Origin of the sequence: Nocardioides sp. NPDC127514 (assembly GCF_040302125.1) — a bacterium.
Classification (GTDB): Bacteria; Actinomycetota; Actinomycetes; order Propionibacteriales; family Nocardioidaceae; genus Nocardioides.
The window spans coordinates 140,645-163,728 of record NZ_JBEORF010000004.1; the positions used below are offsets into that span (position 1 = coordinate 140,645).

General features: G+C 68.0%; 18 protein-coding genes. 11 read left to right on the plus strand and 7 right to left on the minus strand.

The annotated features are described in order from the left end of the window. Positions 1 to 43: 43 nt before the first annotated feature. Both ABTX24_RS04600 and ABTX24_RS04605 read right to left on the minus strand, forming a co-directional pair. The gene (locus ABTX24_RS04600) at positions 44 to 1,126 is read right to left on the minus strand and encodes an inositol-3-phosphate synthase (protein WP_160026126.1); all 1,083 of its coding nucleotides are present in this window, start codon (positions 1,124 to 1,126) and stop codon (positions 44 to 46) included. Positions 1,127 to 1,171: 45 nt separating this feature from the next. Continuing rightward, positions 1,172 to 1,822 (minus strand): PadR family transcriptional regulator, encoded by a 651-nt coding sequence (locus ABTX24_RS04605; protein ID WP_160026127.1) that lies wholly within the window; start codon positions 1,820 to 1,822, stop codon positions 1,172 to 1,174. 560 nt (positions 1,823 to 2,382) lie between these two features. On the opposite strand from ABTX24_RS04605, the gene ABTX24_RS04610 reads away from it, so the two are divergent. Both ABTX24_RS04610 and ABTX24_RS04615 read left to right on the plus strand, forming a co-directional pair. Beyond that, positions 2,383 to 4,938, plus strand: a complete 2,556-nt coding sequence (locus ABTX24_RS04610) for a transglycosylase domain-containing protein (RefSeq protein WP_350837737.1) — start codon at positions 2,383 to 2,385, stop codon at positions 4,936 to 4,938. Between the two features lie 11 nt (positions 4,939 to 4,949). Next, positions 4,950 to 6,371 carry a glycosyltransferase family 87 protein gene (locus ABTX24_RS04615; RefSeq protein ID WP_350837738.1) on the plus strand — a complete coding sequence of 474 codons (1,422 nt, stop codon included), beginning with the start codon at positions 4,950 to 4,952 and terminating at the stop codon, positions 6,369 to 6,371. Here ABTX24_RS04615 and ABTX24_RS04620 read toward each other — a convergent pair. Both ABTX24_RS04620 and ABTX24_RS04625 read right to left on the minus strand, forming a co-directional pair. Then, positions 6,329 to 7,381 carry an alanine racemase gene (locus ABTX24_RS04620; protein ID WP_350837740.1) on the minus strand — a complete coding sequence of 351 codons (1,053 nt, stop codon included), beginning with the start codon at positions 7,379 to 7,381 and terminating at the stop codon, positions 6,329 to 6,331. The two genes, ABTX24_RS04615 and ABTX24_RS04620, sit on opposite strands and share 43 nt — an antisense overlap. Before the next feature lie 7 nt (positions 7,382 to 7,388). Further along, on the minus strand, positions 7,389 to 8,552 hold the full coding sequence (locus ABTX24_RS04625; RefSeq protein WP_160026131.1) for a lipid II:glycine glycyltransferase FemX: 1,164 nt from the start codon (positions 8,550 to 8,552) through the stop codon (positions 7,389 to 7,391). Positions 8,553 to 8,843: 291 nt separating this feature from the next. Here ABTX24_RS04625 and ABTX24_RS04630 point away from each other — a divergent pair, with 291 nt between their 5' ends. The 4 genes from ABTX24_RS04630 (at position 8,844) to ABTX24_RS04645 (ending at position 13,923) form a co-directional block, all read left to right on the plus strand. Next, complete coding sequence (locus tag ABTX24_RS04630; RefSeq protein ID WP_160026132.1) at positions 8,844 to 9,455, plus strand: RNA polymerase sigma factor; 612 nt, start codon at positions 8,844 to 8,846, stop codon at positions 9,453 to 9,455. Next, positions 9,455 to 9,964 carry a hypothetical protein gene (locus ABTX24_RS04635; protein WP_160026133.1) on the plus strand — a complete coding sequence of 170 codons (510 nt, stop codon included), beginning with the start codon at positions 9,455 to 9,457 and terminating at the stop codon, positions 9,962 to 9,964. The genes ABTX24_RS04630 and ABTX24_RS04635 overlap by 1 nt, the downstream gene beginning before the upstream one ends. A gap of 69 nt (positions 9,965 to 10,033) precedes the next feature. Beyond that, complete coding sequence (locus ABTX24_RS04640) at positions 10,034 to 11,494, plus strand: S8 family peptidase (protein ID WP_350837742.1); 1,461 nt, start codon at positions 10,034 to 10,036, stop codon at positions 11,492 to 11,494. Between the two features lie 1,019 nt (positions 11,495 to 12,513). Continuing rightward, positions 12,514 to 13,923, plus strand: a complete 1,410-nt coding sequence (locus ABTX24_RS04645) for a CHAT domain-containing protein (RefSeq protein WP_350837744.1) — start codon at positions 12,514 to 12,516, stop codon at positions 13,921 to 13,923. 207 nt (positions 13,924 to 14,130) lie between these two features. Here ABTX24_RS04645 and ABTX24_RS04650 read toward each other — a convergent pair whose 3' ends face one another. The 3 genes from ABTX24_RS04650 to ABTX24_RS04660 form a co-directional block, all read right to left on the minus strand. Continuing rightward, positions 14,131 to 14,736, minus strand: coding sequence for a DUF5317 family protein (locus ABTX24_RS04650; protein WP_350837746.1), 606 nt, complete (start codon positions 14,734 to 14,736; stop codon positions 14,131 to 14,133). A 384-nt stretch (positions 14,737 to 15,120) separates the two neighbouring features. Beyond that, positions 15,121 to 17,160, minus strand: coding sequence for an acyltransferase family protein (locus ABTX24_RS04655; protein WP_350837748.1), 2,040 nt, complete (start codon positions 17,158 to 17,160; stop codon positions 15,121 to 15,123). Between the two features lie 203 nt (positions 17,161 to 17,363). After that, positions 17,364 to 18,158, minus strand: a complete 795-nt coding sequence (locus ABTX24_RS04660; protein WP_160026138.1) for a deoxyribonuclease IV — start codon at positions 18,156 to 18,158, stop codon at positions 17,364 to 17,366. Between the two features lie 72 nt (positions 18,159 to 18,230). Here ABTX24_RS04660 and ABTX24_RS04665 point away from each other — a divergent pair, with 72 nt between their 5' ends. The 5 genes from ABTX24_RS04665 to ABTX24_RS04685 all read left to right on the plus strand — a co-directional run bounded on the left by ABTX24_RS04665 (position 18,231) and on the right by ABTX24_RS04685 (position 23,065). Beyond that, the gene (locus ABTX24_RS04665) at positions 18,231 to 18,551 is read left to right on the plus strand and encodes a metal-sensitive transcriptional regulator (RefSeq protein ID WP_008355454.1); all 321 of its coding nucleotides are present in this window, start codon (positions 18,231 to 18,233) and stop codon (positions 18,549 to 18,551) included. Positions 18,552 to 18,584: 33 nt separating this feature from the next. Continuing rightward, positions 18,585 to 18,788: a heavy-metal-associated domain-containing protein gene (locus tag ABTX24_RS04670; protein WP_160026139.1), complete on the plus strand. Its 204-nt coding sequence runs from the start codon at positions 18,585 to 18,587 to the stop codon at positions 18,786 to 18,788. A 5-nt stretch (positions 18,789 to 18,793) separates the two neighbouring features. After that, a complete protein-coding gene (locus tag ABTX24_RS04675) occupies positions 18,794 to 21,970 on the plus strand; it encodes a heavy metal translocating P-type ATPase (RefSeq protein WP_350837750.1) in 3,177 nt (1,058 codons plus the stop codon). 103 nt (positions 21,971 to 22,073) lie between these two features. Then, positions 22,074 to 22,361 carry a 30S ribosomal protein S6 gene (gene rpsF, locus ABTX24_RS04680; RefSeq protein WP_091044123.1) on the plus strand — a complete coding sequence of 96 codons (288 nt, stop codon included), beginning with the start codon at positions 22,074 to 22,076 and terminating at the stop codon, positions 22,359 to 22,361. Positions 22,362 to 22,471: 110 nt separating this feature from the next. Continuing rightward, positions 22,472 to 23,065, plus strand: coding sequence for a single-stranded DNA-binding protein (locus tag ABTX24_RS04685; RefSeq protein WP_350837752.1), 594 nt, complete (start codon positions 22,472 to 22,474; stop codon positions 23,063 to 23,065). Positions 23,066 to 23,084: the final 19 nt, after the last annotated feature.

Sequence of the window (23,084 nt, forward strand, 5' to 3'; positions counted from 1 at the left end):
TGCCCCGGGTGCCAGGCACCCGGGGCAGCTCAACAGCAGAGGGTCACTCCCCGCGGATGAACGCCTCCAGCTGAACGCGACCCTCGGTGTCCTCGATCTGAACCGGCGGGCTCTTCATGAGGTAGGCCGAGGCCGGGATGATCGGACCGCCGATGCCGCGGTCCTTGGCGATCTTGGCCGCACGGACGGCGTCGATGATGATTCCCGCCGAGTTGGGGGAGTCCCAGACCTCGAGCTTGTACTCCAGGTTCAGCGGGACATCACCGAACGCGCGACCCTCGAGCCGGACGTACGCCCACTTGCGATCGTCGAGCCACTGCACGTAGTCGGACGGGCCGATGTGCACGTTGCGGTCGTCGATCTTGTCGGCCAGTTCGCCCTTGAGGTTCGAGGTGACGGCCTGGGTCTTGGAGACCTTCTTGGACTCCAGGCGCTCGCGCTCGAGCATGTTCTTGAAGTCCATGTTGCCGCCGACGTTGAGCTGGTACGTACGGTCCAGCGCGACGCCGCGGTCCTCGAACAGCTTGGCCATGACGCGGTGGGTGATGGTGGCACCGACCTGCGACTTGATGTCGTCACCGACGATCGGGACGCCGGCGGCCTCGAATTTCGCGGCCCACTCGGGGTCGGAGGCGATGAAGACCGGCAGCGCGTTGACGAAGGCGACGCCCGCGTCGATCGCGCACTGCGCGTAGAACTTGTCCGCCTCCTCGGAGCCGACCGGAAGGTAGGAGACGAGAACGTCCACCTCCTTCTCGCGAAGGACCGAGACCACGTCCACGGGGTCGAGGCCCGACTCGGAGATGGTCTGGCGGTAGTACTTGCCCAGACCGTCGAGCGTGGGACCACGCTGGACCTCGACGCCCTTGAACGGGACGTCGGCGATCTTGATGGTGTTGTTCTCGGAGGCGTTGATCGCCTCGGAGAGGTCCTTGCCGACCTTCTTGTCGTCGACGTCGAAGGCAGCGACGAACTCGACGTCAGAGACGTGGTAGTCGCCGAACGTGACGTGCATCAGGCCCGGGACGCTGCCCGCCGGGTCGGCGTCCCTGTAGTACTCCACACCCTGGACCAGGGAGCTGGCGCAGTTGCCGACTCCCGCGATTGCTACACGAACCGAACCCATCGGGGCTCCTTCCAATACTCCGGGCCGACACCGGCCCGGAGGTCATCACTCGTTCTCTTGGCTGCTCTGCGCTGTGCGCGAGACGTCCGCTTCGTCGCGTACGCCATCGTCATCCCCCAGATCCCCCTGACCCGCCGCCTGCTCGTCGTTCACAGGCCTGGGGTTGCGTTCGGCGTCGATCAGAGAGGAGAGCCATCGGACCTCCCGCTCGACCGACTCGACGCCGTGACGCTGAAGCTCGCGGGCGTAGGAGTCGACCTCTTTCTGGGTCATGGCAAGCTCGCGTTGCACCCGATCGAGCCGCTCCTGGAGCCGGCTGCGACGTCCTTCGAGGACGCGAAGCCTGATCTCCATGTCGGTGCGACCGAAGAACGCGAACCTGATGTCGAAGTTGTCGTCCTCCCAAGCCATCGGACCGACCTCGGACATGAGCTGGGTGAACTCACGCTCTCCGGCAGGCGTCAGCTGGTAGACGATCCGCGGCCGCCGGGTCACCGGCGTGACGGACTGCGCCTCCTCTTCGATGAGGTGCTTGCGCAGCATCTTCTTCAGAGCCGGGTAGAGCGAGCCGTACGACAGCACTCGCCCCCAGCCCAGCATCAGGTTGAGCCGCTTGCGCAGCTCGTAGCCATGCATAGGCGACTCGTGCAGCAGCCCAAGGACTGCCAACTCGATCGTCTCTGCGCGACGTGCCATGCGACCTATCGTACCGATATATCCGTGATGGCAAATAGAGACCTAAGTCTTGTCTGTCTACGCCTGAAGAGCCCGCTTCGATGCAACCGTCACCGAACTGTTGACGTCGGGTGACTTGAGGCGCGCTGGGCGTGGATGCGGGAGCGCTAGCGTCGATTGCGTACGCTGATGGCTGCCGTTCACCTACCCGAGGAACCACCCGGGGAAGGTCAGGCAAGCGTCGCGCGTCAGGTTGATGGGATTCCCTCGGGGGGATTCAGCGACGTCGGGGGATTGTCAGTGTCAGCCCGTCCGGTCACGTGCCGGGCAGTCACAGGAGCAGTGCAACACCCGTGAGCGACCCATCCGGCGGCTTTTCTCAAAGGCCCAGCCCCCGCAGTGCCAGTCCCCGTAGATCCAATCTCGGTGGGCAGCAAGGACGACCCCAGGGCGGACCGCGCCCACCGCAGGGTGGTCCGGGCGGTCGTCCGCCGGCACCGCGCCGTCCCCAGGGCGGTCCGCAGGGTTCTCCGCAGGGGCCGTCCTCAGGCGGTCGCCCCCAGCCCCGCGGCCAGCGGCCGATGCCTCCCGGCGGTCCCCGCCCCGGTCAGCGGCAGCCCTACCCGCCGGGACCGCGTCGTCCCGGCGAGCCGCCGGTCGACCGTCTCGGTCAGCGGCCTGCGCGTCCCGAGCGTGGCGGCGGCGGTCGTGGGCCGCGTGACCCCAACTCCGTAGCCGGCGCGCCGAACGGCCGCTTCGATGACGAAGGGCTCGACAAGAAGGCCCTGGCGGCCCGGATCGGCAAGATCGCGGCGATCTGCGCGCTGGTCATGGCGCTGATCGGCAGCGGCGCGGTGATCATCTCCTACAACATGATCTCGATCCCCAGCGCCAACGCGGCGTTCGAGGCCGAGTCGAGCTTCGTCTACTACGCCGGCGGCAAGAAGGAGGTCGGCCGCTTCCAGGCGGGCGACCAGAACCGTGACGCGCTGAGCGAGGACGAGATGCCCGCGCTCATCAAGGACGCGGCGGTGGCCGCCGAGGACCGCAGCTTCTACGAGAACAACGGCATCGACCTCAAGGGCATCGCCCGCACGCTCTTCACCAACGCCACCACCGGCAGCGCGGGTGGTGCGTCGACGATCACGCAGCAGTACGTCAAGAACCTCTACCTGACCCAGGAGCGCACCTACTCCCGCAAGGTCAAGGAAGCGGTCATCTCGCTGAAGATCAGCCGGCAGAAGTCGAAGGATGAGATCCTCACCGGCTACCTCAACACCGTCTACTTCGGCCGCGGCGCCTACGGCGTCCAGGCCGCGGCGAAGACCTACTTCCGCAAGTCGGCCCAGGACCTCAACATCAAGGAGGCCGCGGCGCTGACCGCGATCCTCAACAACCCCAACGGCTTCGACCCGGAGAAGGAAGGCAAGGACTCCGGCGGCACCGAGCTGCTCGGCCGTTACCAGTACGTCCTCAATGGCATGGCCGACCTCAAGAGCCAGGGCAAGGCGCTCAGCGACTACGACGAGGCGACCCTCGAGAAGGCGAAGGCGGCGCTGCCCAAGTTCCCCAAGCCGCTGGCCGACAGCCGCCTCGGTGGCCAGAAGGGTCACGCGCTCACCCTGGTGAAGAACGAGCTGAAGTCCCTGAAGAACGAGAACGGCGAGCCTCTCTTCACCGAGGAGGACATCGACAGCAAGGGCCTGAAGGTCACGACCACCCTCAGCGCGAAGGCGATGAAGGCCGCGGAGCAGGCTGTCAAGGACGTACGTCCCGAGGACAAGAAGGCGGTCAACGCGAAGCACCCGGAGAACGAGCTGCACGTGGGCGCCGCCACTGTCGATGTGAAGACCGGTGCGCTCAAGGGCTTCTACGGCGGCCAGGACTACCTCGACTCCCAGATCAACTGGGCGGCCTCGGGCGGCATGGCCGGCTCGACAATGAAGCCGTTCACCCTCGCCGCGGCCCTCGAGGCGGGCTACTCGCTCAAGGACACCTGGACCGGTGAGGGTGGTTGGGAGATCCCCGGCACCGACCGGGTGGTCCGCAACTCGGGCCAGACCGCAGCGGACCCCACCGGTCACGGCTACGGCGACCACATCACCGGCATCAAGGCGATGGAGGAGTCGGTCAACACCTCCTTCGTCGAGATGTCGACGGCGCTGCCCAACGGCAGCCAGGACGTCTACGACATGGCGGTCAAGGCCGGACTGCCGCCCGACGAGCAGCATGCCGAGAACGCACCTGCCGACTACCGCTCGATCCCGGCCTACTCGATCGACTTCGACCCCAAGAACTATCTGCTCACGCTGGGTCGTCAGGCGATCAGCCCGATCAACATGGCCAACGCCTACGCGACCATCGCCAACGGCGGCGTGCGCAACACCGTGCACCTCGTCTCGAAGGTTGTCGACGCGAAGGGCGAGGTCGTCTACGAGTGGGACCAGCGTGACGGCGAGGAGCGGGCGATGTCCGAGGACACCGCCGACGACACCTCCTACGCCCTGCAGCAGGTCGTGAAGGACGGCACCGGCCAGTCGGCCGGAGTGATCAACCAGCCCGCTGCCGGCAAGACCGGCACCGCGACCAACGCCGACGATGACGTCTCCTCGGCATGGTTCGCCGGCTATACGCCTCAGCTGTCCACGGCGGTCATGTACGTCCGTGGCAAGGGCTCCGGCAAGCTGGACAACTGGCTCGACTCCTACTTCGGAGCCGGCTACCCCGCCGAGACGTGGGCCCAGATCATGGGCACGCTGACCGACGACCTCGACCTCGAGGAGTTCCCGGAGCCGGCGTGGAAGGACGGCGAGGCGCCGATGGACGGTCATGAGCCGTCGCTGACCGCCACCCCGACCCCGACTCCGACCCCGTCGGAGAACTGCTCCAAGAAGGACGAGCGCAAGGGCCTCTGCATCCCGATCGAGGAGCCGGATGCCAGTGAGTCGCCCACGGATGGCGCGACCGACGGTGATCCGGAAGAGGGCACGACTCCTGACCCGTCCGAGTCGACCGAGCCCGGGGTCACCGAGACCGCGTGTGACTGGTTCGGGGACTGTGAGTCGTCCTCGCCACCGGCGGATGGCAATAATGGCGGCGGTAATGGCGGCAGCACCGAAGAGGGCACTACGCAGTGACAGAAGGTCCAGTGACCGCCCCCACGGCGGAGGATCCGGTCGTCAGGACCGCTTCCACCGCCGTGGGCGGTCCTCTCGGGGGACTCGCACACGGCCGACGGCGCTGGTTCAGCGCGGTCGGCCTCTTGCTGCTCCTGACCTCGCTCACCTTCGCGATCGGGATGGTGTCGAAGCAGACCTGCTACAACGCCACCTGGACCAACGGCGACACCAGATACACCCACTTCTGCTACTCCGACCTGCCCTATCTCTACGTCGACCGCGGCCTGGCCGAGCACGAGTGGCCCTACTCCGCCGATCCTGAGGTCCGGGCGCGCTACCAGCAGGTGATGGAGTATCCGGTCGGCATCTCCTACTACGCCTGGGCGACGTCCCACGTCACCGACTGGCTGACCGACACCCCCGACGAGGACGAGCGCCATCTCGTGGAGACCTCGAGCTTCTGGGGTCTGCCCGGCATGCACCACGAGATCCGGGTCTTCATCATCGTCAACGTGATCGGCTTCGCGGTCGCGGCGCTGCTCTCCGCCTGGTTCCTGGCACGTACGCACCGCCGACGGCCCTGGGACGCCGCCGCGTTCGCGCTCGCTCCGGTGCTGGCGGCGACCGGGATCATCAACTGGGACATGCTGGCGGTCGTCTTCGTGGCCGGTGCGCTGTGGGCGTGGTCGCGCGACCGGCCGCTGCTGACCGGCATCCTCATCGGCCTCGGCTGCGCGACGAAGCTCTACCCGCTCTTCCTGCTCGGCGGGCTCGTGGTGATCTGCATCCGGCGCCGTCGCTACTACGACCTGGCGGTTGCCGCCCTGGCGACGATCCTCGCCTGGGTGCTCGCCAACCTCCCCGCGATGGCCACCGGCCTGGAGGAGTGGAAGGTCTTCTGGAGCTTCAACTCCGAGCGCGGCCCCGACCTCGGCTCGCTGTGGCTCGTGGTCCAGCAGGCCAGCGACGCGGCGATCTCCGCACACACGGTCAACCTCGTCTCCTGGGCCTTCTTCATCGCCTGGTGCAGCGGCGTACTCATCATCGGGCTGACGGCCCGGGAGACACCGCGACTGGCGCAGCTCGGGTTCCTGATCGTGGCCGGGTTCCTGCTGGTCAACAAGGTGTATTCACCCCAGTACGTCCTGTGGCTGCTGCCGCTGGCCGTCCTCGCCGTGCCGCGCTGGCGTGACCAGCTCATCTGGCAGGCCGGTGAGCTCTTCTACTTCGTGGCGGTCTGGTGGTATCTCGCGGACCTGCTGGCCAGCAGCGGCGGAAACCAGCCGGTGTACTGGTTCGCGATCATCGCCCGGGTCGCAGCCGAGATCTACCTGGTCGCGGTCGTGGTCCGAGAGATCTACGAGCCGTGGCGCGATCCGGTCCGGTGGACCGAGGCCCGCGCGGAGAGTCAGGAATCCAGGACGATCTCGTCGAACGAGGTAGCGGTGTAACGCACCCGGACCTCGAGCTCCTCGCCGACCTCGGGCACACGCGCGCCCGAGGGAAGCATGAGCATCGACTCCTGCATGTGTGGCGGCTCGGCGAACCAGAGCGCCTTGCCGTCGAGCGTGTACGGCGAGCGCGACTGTCCCATCGCGTCGAGCCCACCGCGGGCGACCGCGAGGGCGCGGGAGCGCAGGTGGGTGTCGCCCAGCGGCGCCTCGAGCCCGATCCCGTGGGCGGTGCCGCCGGAGGCGACCACCAGGTGGCCGGCGCGCATCGCGGTGCGGCCGCGATAGCCGTAGGAGTAACCCCGCTCGAGCGGGTGTACGTCCTCGACGGTCGCGGTCACGGTGAGCGCTCCGCGGTCACCGAGCCAGAGCGCGGTGCCGACGCGGGGCCGGAAGGTGATGTCGCCGTAGGCGGCGCGCAGCTGGGCCAGCTCGTTGGCGCTCAGGTGGGAGACCCACACCGTCTTCGCCTCGGCGCCGACGACGGCGTCCATCTGGGCGCGTACCTCGGCCAGCGAACCGCCGTCGAGGCCGAAGTGCATGGTGATGCCCTCGAAGCGGGCGTGCTCGCGGGCGACGGCGGCGGTCGGCCACAGGTCGCTCGGCGTCATCCCGTGGCGGCGCATCGAGGTGACCAGCTCGACGATGACCCGGGCGCCGGGCTGGCGCTCCAGCAGCAGCGGCAGGTCCTCGGGGCGGCTGATCGTGTGGATCACCCGGTCGGCGATCTCCGGGTTGATCTCGGGTGAGTAGGGCCGCCACGGGGTGAGGACGTAGATCGATCCGCTGAACCGGGTCGCGACCTCCCACACCTCGTTGTAGGTGCCCACCGCGAGCGTGTCCACGCCGGTGTCGAGGCTGTTGAGCCACTCGGTCTGGTGGGCGAGCTTGCGCAGGGTGAGGCCGTAGCCGTTGCCCTTCGCCACCGGGACCAGGCCGGGGGTCGCCTCGGCGAAGGTCTGGACGTGCTTGCGCCAGCGATCGGCGTCAACGGTCAGTTTCAGCGGCATACGGAGATCAGCGCCTCTTCATGTAGACATCGAAGGCCGTGTAGATCGGCTTGTTCAGCGGCAGGTCCCACTCCCCGGCGTACTCCACCGCCTGGCCACCGGTGCCGACCTTGAACTGGATCAGCCCCACGTGGGAGTCGTCGGTGGAGAGCGTCGGAGTGATGCCGCGCAGGTCGTAGGTGGTCGCACCGGCGGCCATGGCGTCCTGGATCATCGCCCATTGCAGGGCGTTCGAGCCACGTACGTCTCGCTTCTCGGTCGAGGAGGCGCCGTAGGAGTACCAGGCGTGCTGCCCGACGCGGACCATGATGGTGGCGGCGACCAGATCGCCCTCGTGCCGGGCCAGGAAGAGCTTGATGCGCTCCGGATCCTCGGACGACATCGCCCAGAACATGGTGCTGAAGTAGCTCCGCTGGCGGGGCGTGAAGTGGTCGCGGGCGGCGGTGTGGACGTAGAGGTCGTGGAAGGCGCTCAGGTCACCCTCGAAGTCGCCGTCCGCGGGGGCGGTGGGAGAGGTGACGGTGACCTCGACGCCCATCTTGGCGGACTTCTTGATGTTGCGGCGCCAGAGCTGGTTCATCCCCTTGAGGACCTCGTCCTCGGTCTTCGGCGTGCCGTCCTCGTGGGCCAGCGGGATGACGAAGTTGTACTGCGGCTGGCCCGCACCGAAGCCGTCCTCGGGGGACTGGAGCTTCCAGCCCGCCGCCCTCAGCTGCGAGACGACGCGGGCGCCGGTGGCGTCGCGGTGGGTGGGGGTGAGCTGGTTGAGCCGCTGGACGGTGTCGTCGGCGATGCCGTCCTTGACCTGGTTCGCGTTCCAGGTGGCGGTGGTGACGGGCGGGCCGATCCGGATGCCGAAGGCGCCGTTCTTCTTCAGGTACGCAGCCAGCGGCGCCAGCCACGGCGCGAGATCGCCCGACCAGTCGATGCTCGGACCCTCCGGCAGGTAGGCGAGGGTGAACCGCTCCAGCTTCGGGACCGGCCGGTGCAGCACCAGCGCGGCGCCCACGAGGGCGCCGCCCTGCAGGCTGTCGAACCATCCGATCGACTCCGAGCGCCACTCGGTCTTGACCCGGGCCCACGACGGGGTCTGGAGGAAGCTCACGCTGGGTTGCTTCTCGATGAAGGCGAGATGCTCCGCAGCGGTGATGGGGCGCACGGTGAGACTCACCCGCAGAAGGCTACCCGCTCTGGCGGTAGGGCCGAATCCCGGTGGTCGAGCCGGTCGGGACCGCCGTCCGTGAGCGTCTCGCCGCCTCAATGTGGGGACAATCCCGCCGCTCCCTAGTGAGTCGGGGCCGTTGAGACGCTATTGTCAACGACCAGATGTATCACGGCTTGGGGCCCGGGCCTCCTTGTAGCCGTGACAGCAACTATGACCACCACGATGACGCGTCCGCGCGCCATCTGGCCCCCCACCGGCTCGCCGCCGATCCGGAGGCCGCCGGTCGAGGAGGAGACTGTGACACGGGTACCACGGGGGATCGGTCATGCCGACGCACCTGTGACCGTGTGGTCCCGGGCCACGGCCGACTTCGACCGTTGGCTCAGCGGCGACTCCGCCGCCCTCGACGAGCTGGTCGCGACGATGACGCCCGTCCTGTGGCAGGTCGCGCGCTCCTACCGACTCTCTGCCGAGCAAGCGGAGGACGTCGTCCAGAACACCTGGCTGACCTTCGTACGCAAGCACTCCTCGATCCTCGACACCGCGGCCGTCGGCGCTTGGCTCACGCTGACCACGCGCCGTGAGGCGTGGCGGGTCGCGAAGCGATCCGGGCGGGACGTACCTGTGGAGGACGAGGCGCTCGAGTCCCGCGTCCCGACGCAGCGTTCGGCGGAGTCCCTGGTCGTCGAGGGGGACCGCAACTCCCTCATCTGGGCAGCCGTCGAGGGCTTGCCCGAGCGGTGCCGGCGACTGCTGCGCGTGGTCGCCTTCTCCGACCGGCCGGACTATGCCGGTCTGGCCGAAGAGCTCGACATGCCCATCGGCAGCATCGGCCCCACCCGCGGCCGCTGTCTCGGGAAGCTGCGGGACGCACTGCGCGCTGTGTTCGACGAAGGGGAGGTGTCGTGATGGGTCGCTCGGAGGAGCCCACTCGCGAAGAGCTGTTGGGCCTGGTTCGACAGGCTTATGTTGCTGGTGACCCCGTCCCAGGGGGCCTGATCTCCCGGATGCAGGCGGCCGCGGCAGGCGCCGCCGAGGAGTCCGGTCTCGGGCTCGACCTGGAGCTGATGCTCCTGGTGGAGTCTTCGGGTGCCGAGGCGGCTGGAGTACGCTCCTCCGCCCCTGCCTCCGCCCGCTCTGCCTACACGTTGCGCTTCGCCCAGTCCGGCGTGGATGTCCTGGTGCGTGTCGCGTCCGACACCGACACCACCGCCCGCCTCGACGGCTGGGTCGTCCCCGGCTCACCCATGACCGTCCGCGCCGTCCGCGCCGACGATGTCCGTACGCCGATCGTCGCCGTCACCCTCGGAGCCTCGGGTCGCTTCGAGCTCACCTCGTTGCCCGCGGGCCTCATCCGGCTCCGCTTCGAGCCCGCCGACGGCTCTGCTGCTTTTCTGACCCCCACGTTCGAGATCTGACCAGGAGTAACAGTGCATTCCAAGCGTGAGCCACGGCTGTCGGTGGCATACGGATCGACCGAAGCACGTGTGCTCGACCCGACCAACGCGGTCGCCGTCGACGGCGTCTCTGCCCGCTCGACGATCTACTCCTCGGCTGTTCTGCTTGTGTCCAAGTCGGTTGACTTCGAGGACACTTTCAAGCGGATCGAGAAGGCTGCCAAAGGCCTCGGCTGGCGAGCGATCGCTGAGGACGAGCCGGAGTGCGCACGCGACCTTAGGTTCGGCGTACGCCGAGTCCGCCTTGGGGTGCGACCCGGAAAGGCGTCACAAGCGCCGGACGCGTGGACGGTCCTGCAATATCTGCGTGCGGAAGGGCCTGAGAACGTACGCGGCGTGAGCTTGGAGCACGTCCTCGTGCCGGTGCCGCTCAATGAGGGAGACCCGCTGAATGAGGGCGATCCCCTGAACGAGGGGGACCCGCTCAATGAGGGCGACCCGCTCAACGAAGGAGACGGTAGTTCTGGGTACGACCCGCTGGGCACCGGCGGGCGCCAGCCCGTGGCTTTCGTAGGCGCACGCCCACATCGACGAACCGCCGATGAACTCGGCGAACGTCAGCGGCCGGTCGTCGCGATCTTGGACACCGGCTGCGGCGAGCACCCATGGCTCGACTTCGTACGACGTGATGTACGCCTGGGAGAACACCTCATTGGGTGGCCGGCCACGGTGCCGAGCTCGGAGGTCGACGGAGATCAGGTCGGTGCCCTCGATGGGTTGATTGACCCCCTAGCTGGACACGGCACCTTCATCGCAGGCCTCGTCCACCAGGCATGCCCGGACGCCGACATTTACTCATGGCGCATCGTTCCGCCTGACGGTCCCGTCGCGGAGACTGACTGGATCACAGCTCTTGCTCAGATTGCAGAGCTAGTACGTCTCTATCGTGAGGGCGACCCCAGGGGGCGCCGCATCGACGTCTTGAGTCTTTCGATCAGCTACTACCACGAGACGCCGGCTGACGAGCTTTTCGATGCGACGCTGTACGACATCCTGGCCGACCTCTCAGCGAATGGCACGGTGGTCGTCTCCGGCGCCGGGAACGACGCCACCTCTCGACCGTCTTTCCCCGCTGCGTTCGCCCCCTGGACGGATGGTCGCGGACCTATCCAGGAAGAGCCAGGGCTGTTGCCGATTGTCTCTGTCGGCGCACTCAACCCAAATGGCACGGATGCGATCTTCAGCAATGCTGGTCCCTGGGTACGCGCCCACGAGATCGGAGCAGGAGTGTTGAGCACTTTCCCTGCCACCTTCAACGGAGGTCTTCAGCCAAGGAAGGCCATCGACCACCTGGGACGGAGACGCGCGAGCCTGGATCCCGACGACTTCAGCGGTGGCTTCGGAACATGGAGCGGGACCTCGTTCGCGGCACCGCTGTTGGCGGGCCGGATTGCCCAGCATCTCTTCGAAGGCGGCTTTCCGGGGACGGTTGAGGACGACGTGAAGCGTGCATGGGCCGCCCTTGAAGAACTGACGACGCTGAGGCGTTGACCGTGGAAGCCGAGGAGCTTCATCGGCTAGGGGTGGATGCGCTTAATGCTGGCGATTTCCCTGGAGCACACGAAGCGCTCCGTAAAGCGCGTGACCTCACTGATGATCCGGAGCTTCTAGCGCGGATCGAGTCGTCATTGGCCTACATCGCTGCTGACGAGTCGGACCTTGACCATGCACTGGAACTGCTAGATCGCGCGCTGCAGCTCGCGGGGCCGTCTCCTGCGACTCGCGGGGTATTGCTCCAGCAGCGGGCGACTCTCCTTCGGCGCGCTGGTCGTGCCAGCGAGTCGTTGGCTGTCTTCGGTGACGCAATCGCCGCACTCCAAGACCAGCCAGCCAAGCTGGCAAAGGCGCATCTCAACCGCGGTACCGTCTACTTGGATCAACACGAGTCGGTGCTTGCGGCCGAAGAGTTCGAAGCTGCCGCCGCCGGATACAGAGTGGTTGGCGAGAACGTCTCAGCTGCGAAGGCCGAACACAATCGGGCGTACGCACTCTTCCTATCTGGGGATCTCGTTGGTGCGCTGGAGTTGATGGAGTCCGCATACGGTCTCCTAGCCGATTCTGGTCATTTGGTGACGGCCGTATGTGACGCAGATCGTGCCGAGGTGCTGATGGCAGCCGGGTTGACGCGGCAGGGCGGAGAGATGTTGCGACGCGCGGCTCGCGGGTACGAGTCGAAAGGTCTACGGCAGCGCCAAGGGGAGGTCGAACTCAAGTTGGCCTCCCATCTGGTGGCTACAGACCCGGAGGAGGCAGAGCGCGTCGCACGATCTGCACAAGAGTTGTTCGAAGAAGCCCGGACGCCGGGTTTGGCCTTGCGGGCGCAGGCAGTCGCGTTCGAGGCGGCCGTGACGGCTGGGTTTGACCCTCCCCGCGATGGCGAAGAGCTGGCGGGATCGCTCGAAGAGGAGGGTCTCACTTGGCCGGCTCTCCGAGCGCGCCTACAGGCCCGGTTGGCACGCATTCGTTCGGCTGACGCGTCTGGTCTACCGACGAGGCCCGCGAGCGGCAGGGTGGTCGGTCCGGTTCCGCCGGAGGCGCCCATCGACGTACGGCTTCTGGAGCGAGAGCTGCGAGCCGAGCTGGCGGTGGCCGCCGGCCGTGCGGTGGCTGGGCTTCGCGAATTGCGGGCCGGGCTCGATGACTTCCACCTGTGGCAGAGCTCGTTCGGCAGCCTCGACCTGCAGACCAACGTCGCTGGACACGGCCGGACCTTGGCCAGGCGCGGCCTTGAGCTGGCCGTCGAGTCGGGCGAGACCGACGTGCTCTTCGAGTGGTCGGAGCGCTCGCGGATGCTGGCTTCGCGGGTCCAGCCGGTGCGGCCGCCGTCTGATCCTCAGCTCGCCGCCGACCTGGCCGAGCTGCGCGGTGAGGTGTCGCCCGAACGCGAGCACGAGCTGCGTGAGCAGATCCGTCAGCGAGCCTGGCGGGTCAAGGGATCGGGGCAGGTCTCCGACCCGATCTCACTGCCTGAACTGCGTGAACGCATCGGAGGTCATGCGCTCGTCGGTTACGTCGTCGCCGCAGGACGAATCGTCGCGCTCGTCGCGACCGACGACGCGGCCACCCGGATCGACCTCGGCGAGCAGGCCGCGCTCGGGTCGCTCCTGGGCGGCCTGCTGCCGGATCTCGACGTCGCCGCGACCGACCTCCCGGGGCCCTTGGGCGCCGCCGTACGCGGCGACCTGACTGCCCGGCTCCAGCAGCTCTCCGACCTGCTCGTCGCGCCGATCGTGGACCGGATCGGCGATCGGCCGGTCGTGCTGACTCCCTCGGCGGTGCTGGCGGCCGTGCCATGGACGCTCCTGTCGGGCTTCACCGGCCGCCCGGTGACGGTCGCGCAGAGCGCCACCGCCTGGCTGAGCCGCGCCGACACCCCGCTGCGCACCCAGGTGGCCGGGTTCGTCGCCGGGCCCCGCGTCATGCGCGCCGCCGACGAGGTCGCTCACAGCGCCACCGCCTGGCGCGGCTCGCACATCCTCACCGGCGCCGACGCGACCGCATCCGCCGTCTCCGCACTGGCGGCCGAGGTCGACGTACTCCACCTGGCCGCACACGGCCACCACTCCGCCGACAACCCGCTCTTCTCCGGCCTCGAGCTCGCCGACGGCACCTGGTACGGCTACGACATCGACGGCCTCTCCGCCGTCCCCGACGTCGTACTTCTCTCGGCCTGCGAGGTCGGACGCTCGACCATCCGCTGGGGCGAGGAGCTGATCGGCCTGGTCGGAGCCTGGTTGCACGCCGGTGCCCGCGCCGTGATCGCTTCGCCTGCCGTCGTGGCCGATGAGGCGGCGTACGAGGTGTTCAGCCGCCTTCACGGCGCCCTCGCGAAGGGCCTTGCTCCGGCCGAAGCCCTCGCAGAGTCTCTCCCGGCAGCGACCACCGACGCCCCGCCTGCTCCATTCGTCTGCTTCTCATAACGACCTTGACCCTTTGGTGATGGGCGAAGACCCAGTGAGCCCCGCCCATCACCGTGGGTCTAGTCGGGATGGTTGTGTGGTGCGGCGAAGGCGTAGACCGCCAGTGCCGTGGGGACGATGGTCGCGCCTGCGAGGTACAGGCGAGCCTTCAGATCATCGAACGTCATCGGTTCCTCCTCTCGTGGGGTAGAGGTGAGATCGGCGCGGTTACGCCGATGGCTGGGCGGAACTCTCCGATGTGGAGCCGGTGGCAGAAGAGGCCGAAGCGCTGGGCTGATAACAGGCGATGACCAGCAGCACCAAGCCAGGGAGGAGGAGCAGGTCGCCGAGGCTGATGACCTTCATCAGGACGGGGATGGGGATGAGGTCAGCGAGCGGAACCCACAGCGGCGACACGTCGTCCAGGCGGATGTAACCGGGAGCGTCGGTCGCCAGCTCGGCGCTGGAATAGCCGGCGATGCGTGCCCCTTGGAGGCTGTACGGCATCGCTCCGAGAGCCGCGATCGGTATCGAGTTCGACGCGGTCCCAAGCGGGATGAGTGACAGCGCCCATCGGCCTGATCGACGAGACCAGAGCGAGCGATTCAGCCAACAGAACGCAATTGCGATGACCAGGACGAGGACGGCGTACGCCCGCCGTTCGACACGCTCGTCGACCTGATCCGGCCACAGGCCTTCCACGTGCATGAACTGCAGGGCGGCGGCCAGGACGATCAGCCACTTCCCGCGCAGTCTTGTCAGGGACAGTGCGACGTTCGGGCGGGCGACGATGATGAGGCCGATCAGGGCGGGCAACACCATCAAGGTGAGCATTCCTGGGCCTGGCATGCCCAGCAACGTAGCAGCGCGGGAGTGGCGCCGGGAGGGGATTTACACAGCCTTCACCGCTGGAAGCAGGCGGGGAAGAAAATCTCGAAGTCGGTGTATCAGGGAGCCGGCGGCGAACTCCTTGGGACTGTCCGGATCGAGATTCGGGGGAATTCGGTTCGGACGCTGGCGCCGCCGCCTTGGGGGAGGCAGGCGGTTTCGGGGCCACAACGTGGGTTGGGCAAGAGGGGGATGCCCAACCCACGAGTGGCCAAGACATGGGCCGGGCGGGGCGGTGAGGGGATTGACTGCCCCGCCCGGCAACCTTCGATTCTTCCGCGCCGACGCGGCTACGGCAATGGTTCCGCCGCCGCAGAACTGAAATGTGTTCTAGACGGAACGGTCGAGGCGGCCGAGGCGCTTGCCGAGTGCGGGGGTGACCCGGTCGACCCAGGTCGCGGTGATGTGGGAGTCGTCGTAGTAGGTGACGACGTCGCCGACGACGAGCGGGCAGCGCTCGGTGCAGACCAGGTCGACGATGTCGACGTACGCGGCCTCGGTGCCCTCGAGCGCCTCCTGGGTCACCTCGTTGGAGTCGACCTCGGTGCCGTCGGGCTTCACGACGCAGTCCTCGAGGAGGTTGCGGGCGTCGGAGAGACACTCGCCGGGGTCGCTGTCGACGGCAGGGACATCGGCGAAGACGCGTACGTCCGGGGTGACCTTCTCGAAGGCGCTGACGCCGTGGCGTACGCCTTCGCGCCACTGCTCCTCGGTCGAGACGCCGTCGCGCTCCTCCATGTCGAGCATGCCGCGGGCGCCGACGACGATCGTGTCCGGATCGAGCTCGGCGATCTGCTCGTTGGTCCACGACCGGAAGTCCTCGCACTCCTCGACGGTCATCTTCGAGGACTTCTGCTTGACGCCGTACGCGGCGCAACCGAGCTTCACGAACGGGACCAGCTTCACGTGCTGGCGCTCGGCGAGGGTGTCGAGGGCCGGCAGCCACATCCCGATGTGGGAGTCGCCGACCACCGCGACGGTGCGCTCGGCCTTGCCGTCGCCGTAGACGCAGTCGCCGTCGAGCTTGGTCTCGCCGTAGCCTGCGTAGCAGTAGCCGCCGCGCTCGGCCCACGAGTCGGTGGCGTCGAACTCGACCTCCGGCGGCAGTGGTGCGCCCTCCTCGGCGGCCTTGACCGTCTTCTTCAGTACGCCGGTGACCGGCTTGTCGTCGGTCTCGAGGACGTCGGGGTTCTCCTTGAACCACTCCTCGGCGTTGGCCTTGGCGACGTCGACCTGGTAGCCGGCGTACGCCTGCGAGCTCGTGCCCGCGACCAGGGCGAGAGCGGCGGCGGCGGGCCAGAGTGCGAGGGCGCGGCGGCCCTTGGTGAGATGCGGGATCTTGTGGCGCTGGAACGGCATCTCGATCCAGTGGTAGCTCGCCGCGGAGGCGGCCAGGATGAGCGCCAGCATGATGAGCAGCTGGCGGACGCCGCCGCCGGGGATGGCCTCGGGGGCGAGGATCAGGATCGGCCAGTGCCACAGGTAGAGGCTGAACGAGATGTCACCCAGGTAGCGAAACGGCTGCTTCGAGAGCAGCCAGCCGGTCGGGGTGGCGGGGCCGGCGACCAGGAGTGCGACCGTGGCGAGCACCGGGACCAAGGCGTGCCAGCCCGGGAAGTGCGTCGCCTCGCTGAAGTTGGTCGTGGCGTAGACGAGGGTGCCGACACCGGCGATGCCGAGGGCGGCTGCGTACGGCTTCTTGATCCGGGTCAGTCGTCCGGCGACGCAGGCGAGCAGTGCGCCGGCGGCGAGCTCGAACGCCCGCGCCGGGGTGGAGAAGTAGGCCGTGGTCGGGTCGGCGGCGGTGGCGTGCAGCGACCAGGCGAGGCTGACCACCGCCACGAGCGCTGCGAGCGCGGTGATCGCGCGGCGGCGGTGGTGCTTCGGGATCCAGAGGGCGACCGCGAGCACCAGCAGCGGCCAGACGACGTAGAACTGCTCCTCGACCGAGAGCGACCAGTAGTGCTGGAACGGCGAGGGTGCGGCGTTGTTGAAGTAGTCGACCGCCTCCTTGGCGAAGTGCACGTTCGCCAGGAAGACCGCCGCCCAGCCTGCGTCGCCCGCGATCTGGTCGGTGCGGGTCTGGGGCAGGACGATCGCGCTGTAGGTGAGTACGACCAGCATCGTCGCGGTCGCCGCCGGCAGGATGCGGCGGGCGCGGCGAGCGTAGAACTGACTGATGCTGACTCTGCCGCTGCGGTCGGTCTCACGCAGCAGCAGGGTGGTGATCAGGAACCCGGAGAGGACGAAGAAGACGTCGACTCCGACGAACCCTCCCTCGAATCCTGAGAGCCCCGCGTGTCCTGCGATCACTAGACCGACAGCGACGGCACGGAGACCTTGAACATCGGCGCGCCAATTCGAACCCATTCGATCAACAATAAGTCAATGGCCCGGTTGGGTCATAGCCGACGGTCCCGCTGGGTGGTCTGATTCTCAGCCGATTCTTCACCTTTGGCGAGCGAGACCGCAGCTGTGGCGAACGAATCTTCGGTTGTGGCGGACGAATGTGCAGTTTCGTCCGTCAGAACTCACGTCTCGGCTGACAGAAGTGAAGATTCGGTGAGAATCGGTCAGAGTCGCTCGCGGAGCCAGGCGAAGTCGCTGGTGTGCTCCGCTGCGCCGCCCGGGGTCTCGCAGATCACCGGCGCCCCGGCGTCGCGGACCACGCCGGCGAGGAGGTCGGGGTCGATGCGGCCGGCCCCGAAGTTGGCGTGGCGGTCGGCGCCCGAGTCGAACTCGTCGCGGGAGTCGTTGCAGTGGACCAGGTCGATCCGGCCGGTGATCTTGAGGACGTCCTCGACCACGGTCTCGAGCGGGTTGCCGCCGGCGTGGGCGTGGCAGGTGTCGAGGCAGAAGCCGACGTTCTCCGCGCCTTCGGCGGTGGAGATGGCCTCCCAGACGCCGGCGATCCGGTCGAGGTAGCGCGCCATCGCGTTGTCGCCGCCCGCGGTGTTCTCGATCAGGAGGGGGACCTTGATGTCGGTCGCCTCGATCGCCTTGCGCCAGTTGTCGAAGCCCTTCGCCGGGTCGTCGTCCTTGTTGACGTGGCCGCCGTGGACGATCAGGCCCTTGGCGCCGATCTCGGCCGCGGTGTCCATGTGCTGCTGGAGGAGCTTGCGGCTCGGGATCCGGATCCGGTTGTTCGTCGTGGCGACGTTGATGATGTAGGGCGCGTGGACGTAGAGATCGACACCCTGCTCCTCCGCGCGCGCCTTGAGGGCGGCTGCGCCGTCCGCGTACGTCACCACCGGGCCCTTGTAGGACTGCGGATCGCCCAGGAAGAACTGCACCAGGCTCGCGCCGCGCGCGGTCGCCTCGGCAACGGGGTCGGTCTGGTCTACGTGGGCACCGATCGCAACAGCCATGGGTCCAGTCTAGGGCGCGGCACCGACATATGTTGGCTTGACTTCATACCTTACGGGGGTATGGTAGTCCGCATGGACGAGCACACCGGGCCCGAAGGCCACGCGGATCACGGATACCTCCACAACAAGAACAAGGAGGCCTATCTCAAGCGCCTCAAGCGCATCGAAGGTCAGGTGCGCGGGCTGCAGCGGATGGTCGAGGACGAGGCGTACTGCATCGACATCCTCACCCAGGTCTCCGCCTCGACCAAGGCGCTCCAGGCCGTCGCCCTCGGGCTGCTCGACGAGCACCTCGGTCACTGCGTCGCCGGCGCGGTCCAGAACGGTGGCGCCGAGGCCGACGAGAAGCTCGCTGAGGCCTCTGCCGCCATCGCTCGCCTCGTCCGGTCCTGATTGTCAACAATCCAACAACCCAGAGAGATTCTCATGAGCACCCAGAACTTCACTGTCGTCGGTATGACCTGCGGACACTGCGTCTCCTCCGTCACCGAAGAGGTCACCGAGATCGCCGGCGTGAGCAATGTCGACGTCGACCTGGCCTCGGGCAACGTCACCGTCACCGCCGCTGAGCCGATCTCGGACGACGCGATTCGCGCGGCCGTCGAGGAGGCCGGCTACTCGCTGGCCTGATCATGATGACCCCCACCGCCGCGAATCCGACCGAGCAACAGCTCGAGATCGAGGGCATGACCTGCGCGAGCTGCGTGCGCCGTGTCACCAAGGCCATCAGCCGTGTCGAGGGTGTCGAGGACGCCAACGTCAACCTCGCCACCGAGACCGCCCTCGTTCACTTCGATCCCACCCGCACCGACCTCGCCGAGATCAGCGCCGCCATCGAGAAGGCGGGCTATCAGGCCGTCCTGAGATCGTCGACTGTCGACAATCCGCAGGAGCCTCACGTAGACGAGGCGGCGACGGCTGAGTCGGGTCGGGACGTACGCCGCGCGGAAGAGCTCGTCCAGCTCAAGCGGCGGTGGGTCACGGCCCTGGCGGTGGGGCTCGGCCTGATGGCCTTGATGTACGTCCCGCTCCCCGTCGACGCCATGGAGCCGGTGATGTCGATCGTGCTCGTCGTCGCCGCGATCACCCAGTGGTGGGCGGGCCGGGACATCTACGTCGCGGCGGCTCGAGGCGCACGCCACGGGACGGTCGACATGAACACTCTGGTCACGCTCGGCACCGGCATCGCCTTCGCCTACAGCGCCTTCGTGACCCTGTGGATGGGGCAGGCCGAGGCGTGGGGCCTGCCGCTCCATCTCTACTTCGAGACCGCCCTGGTCATCGTCGCGCTGGTGCTGATGGGCCGCTGGCTCGAGGCCCGGGCGAAGTCGCGTACGGCCGACGCGGTCAAGGCCCTCGTCGGCCTCATGCCGGAGACGGCCACGGTGATCCGCAACGGCCGTGACGTCACGGTCCCGGTCGCGAACCTGCAGGTCAACGACCGGATTCGCGTACGCGCCGGGGAGAAGGTCCCGGTCGACGGCCGGATCGTCGCCGGATCGTCCTACGTCGACGAGTCCATGCTCACCGGCGAGAGTGACCCGGTGCGGAAGACCGAGGGCGACATCGTCATCGGCGCGACGATCAACCAGACCGGCTCGTTCGAGATCGAGGCGACCGCGGTCGGTGCCGAGACCACGCTGGCGCAGATCATCGCCATGGTCGAGTCGGCCCAGGGTTCCGGCACCAAGCTGCAGCGCCTCGCCGACCGGGTCTCGGCGGTGTTCGTGCCCGCCGTCCTCGTCGTGGCAGCGCTGACCTTCATCGGGTGGCTGGTCCTCGGCCCCGACGCCGAGCGTCTGACCAGTGCCGTCACCGCGGCCATCGCGGTCCTCATCATCGCCTGCCCCTGCGCCCTCGGCCTGGCCACGCCCGCCGCCGTCATGGTCGGCGCCGGCCGGGCGGCCGAGCTCGGCGTACTCGTCGGCTCCGGCGAGACCCTGGAGCGCGCCCGCTCCGTCACCGCGATCGTCTTCGACAAGACCGGCACGATCACCCACGGCAAGCCCGAGGTCTCCGAGATCGTGCCAGCGCCCGGCTGGACCCCGACCGCGCTGGTCCGAATTGCCGCCGCCGCCGAGACCGGCAGCGACCACCCCCTCGCCACCGCCCTCCGAGCCCGTGCCGAGGCCTCGGCCGACACCGGGCACGCGGAGGTCTCGGCGTTCGAGGCCCACGCGGGGCGCGGGATCAGCGCGTACGTCGACGGGCGCCGGGTCGTCGTCGGCAACTCGGCGATGCTGGCCGAGGACGGCATCGACGCCGCCGACAACGGCTCCGTCCTGGTCGCGGTCGACGGCACGTACGCCGGGTCGATCCGGGTCGCGGACCAGGTCCGCGACGAGGCCAAAGAGACCGTGCGCCTGCTCGAGGAGTCGGGCGTCGAGGTGCACATCCTCAGCGGCGACGCGGCCGTGACGGTGGCGAAGGTGGCCGACGAGGTCGGCGTACGTCACGCCGCCGGCGGCCTGCTGCCCGAGCAGAAGCTCGCCAGGATCCAGCAGCTCCAGGACGAGGGCAAGGTCGTCGCGATGGTCGGCGACGGGATCAACGACGCCCCGGCGCTGGCCCAAGCCGACGTCGGGATCGCGATCGGCACCGGCACCGACGTCGCCCTGGCAGCCTCCGACATCACCCTCGTGGGCGGCGACCTCCGCGGCGTGGTGACCGCGCTGGCGCTCTCCCGGCGTACCGTCGCGACGATCAAACAGGGTCTGTTCTGGGCGTTCGCCTACAACGTGCTCCTCATCCCCGTCGCCGCGCTCGCCCTTCTCGACCCGGTCCTCGCCGGCGCCGCGATGGCGATGAGCTCGGTCAGCGTCGTCACCAACGCGCTGCGCCTGCGCGGCTTCCGCCGCCCCGAGACCCCCGAGGCGTACGCCGGTCGGGGCTTCGTCACCCGCGTCCGCGACGGCGGATACCTCCTGGTCACGGCCGTGATCGCGATCTCGATCGGTGCCGGCCTGACCTACCTGAGCCGCACCGAGCCCGCTCAGCGCGGGATGAACGGCATCCTGGAATGGGCGCAGGGGATGAGCCCGATGCGTCCGTCGATGACGGAGATGCACGAGGTCGACATCGCCCCTGTCGCCTCCGAGGAGTCGGGCATCGACGTCGCGATCACGCAACGTGAGGGTGGCCTCCGGTTCCTCGTCACGGACGCCGCGACCGGCGACCCGGTCACCGACCTCGGCCGCACCCACCAGGCCTGGATGCACGTGATCGTGACCAGCCAGGACCTCTCCTGGTTCCGCCACCTCCACGCCGAGCCGACCGGCCGGCCGGGCGAGCTCGAGACCGACGTGACCTTCCCCGCCGGAGGCACCTACCGCGTCGACACCGAGTTCCGGCGCCGGGCCGACATGGCCGACGTGCTCGACCGGCAGCAGCTCACCGTCGAAGGTACGCAGCCCCCGGCCGCCCCCCTGGAGGCGAGCCCGAGATCGTCGACTGTCGACAATCTGACCGTCACGCTCGAGGGCACGCCGGTCGCCGACCAGCAGAGCGACCTGCACTTCAGGTTCGAGGACGGCACCGGGAAGGTTGTCGACGATCTACAGCCCTACCTCGGCGCGGCCGGCCATGTCGTGGTCATGAGCGCGGACGGCGAGACGTTCGTGCACGGCCACGCCGAAGGCGACGAGCTGGCGGTCCCCGGTGCCTCGTTCGGGCCCGAGCTCGGGTTGCATCTGGACGTACCGAAGGCTGGTCTCTACCGCCTCTGGGCCCAGTTCCGGCTCGGCGACGGAGAGGTGATCACGGTGCCGTTCACGGTCGAGGCCGTGGATTCGGCCACGGAAACCGCTGGTTGATACCCTGACTCGTCCCTCTCCACAGACGGAGATGGGACATCGCATCAGCCCTCCTGCCATGGAGAGACCATGGCCGCCGAGTCCGTAGGAGGTGGAGAACGCTATGCGCGCCTATGAAGTAATGGTGATCCTCGAGCCCAGCCTCGATGAGCGCACCGTCGCCCCGACCCTTGACAAGTTCCTGAAGGTCGTCACCACTGATGGTGGCACCGTCGAGAACGTTGACGTCTGGGGACGCCGTCGTCTGGCCTATGAGGTCAACAAGAACGCCGAGGGCATCTACGCCGTCGTCAACCTGACCGCCGAGCCCAAGACCGTTCTGGAGCTCGACCGCCAGCTTGGCCTCAACGAGCAGATCCTGCGTACGAAGGTCATCCGTCCGTCCAAGTGACGCGGATGTCACCGTCGGTAATTGTCGGTGCGGGGTCCTATGTTTGGGCCCATACGGGAAATAGCTCCTGAACCGACACCGACACCCAGATCAGACTCAAGGGAGATCTCATGGCAGGCGACACCGTCATCACCGTGATCGGCAACCTCACCGACGACCCGGAGCTTCGCTTCACGCCGTCCGGTGCAGCCGTTGCCAACTTCACGATTGCTTCGACGCCCAGCAGCTTCAACCGTCAGACCAACGCGTGGGAGGACGGGGAGACCCTCTTCCTGCGCTGCTCGATCTGGCGCCAGGCTGCTGAGAACGTCGCCGAGTCCCTGCAGCGCGGCATGCGTGTCGTCGCTCAGGGTCGCCTGAAGTCGAGGTCCTACGAGACGCGTGAGGGCGAGAAGCGCACTGTCTTCGAGCTCGAGTGCGACGAGATCGGTCCCTCGCTCCGCTACGCGACCGCCAAGGTCACCAAGGCCAGCCGCCAGTCCGGCGGCCAGGGTGGCGGCGGTTACAACCAGGGCGGCGGCGGTGGCTACAACCAGGGTGGTGGCTACGGCGGCCCCCAGGGCGGTGGCCAGCAGGCTCCGGCCGGTGGCAACGACCCGTGGGCCTCGCCGGCTCCGCAGCAGCCCGCCAACGCGGGCGGCGGCGCACCGGCCAACGACCCGTGGGCGACCCCGGGCGTGGGCAACGACGAGCCTCCCTTCTGATCAACAGATCCACATTCCG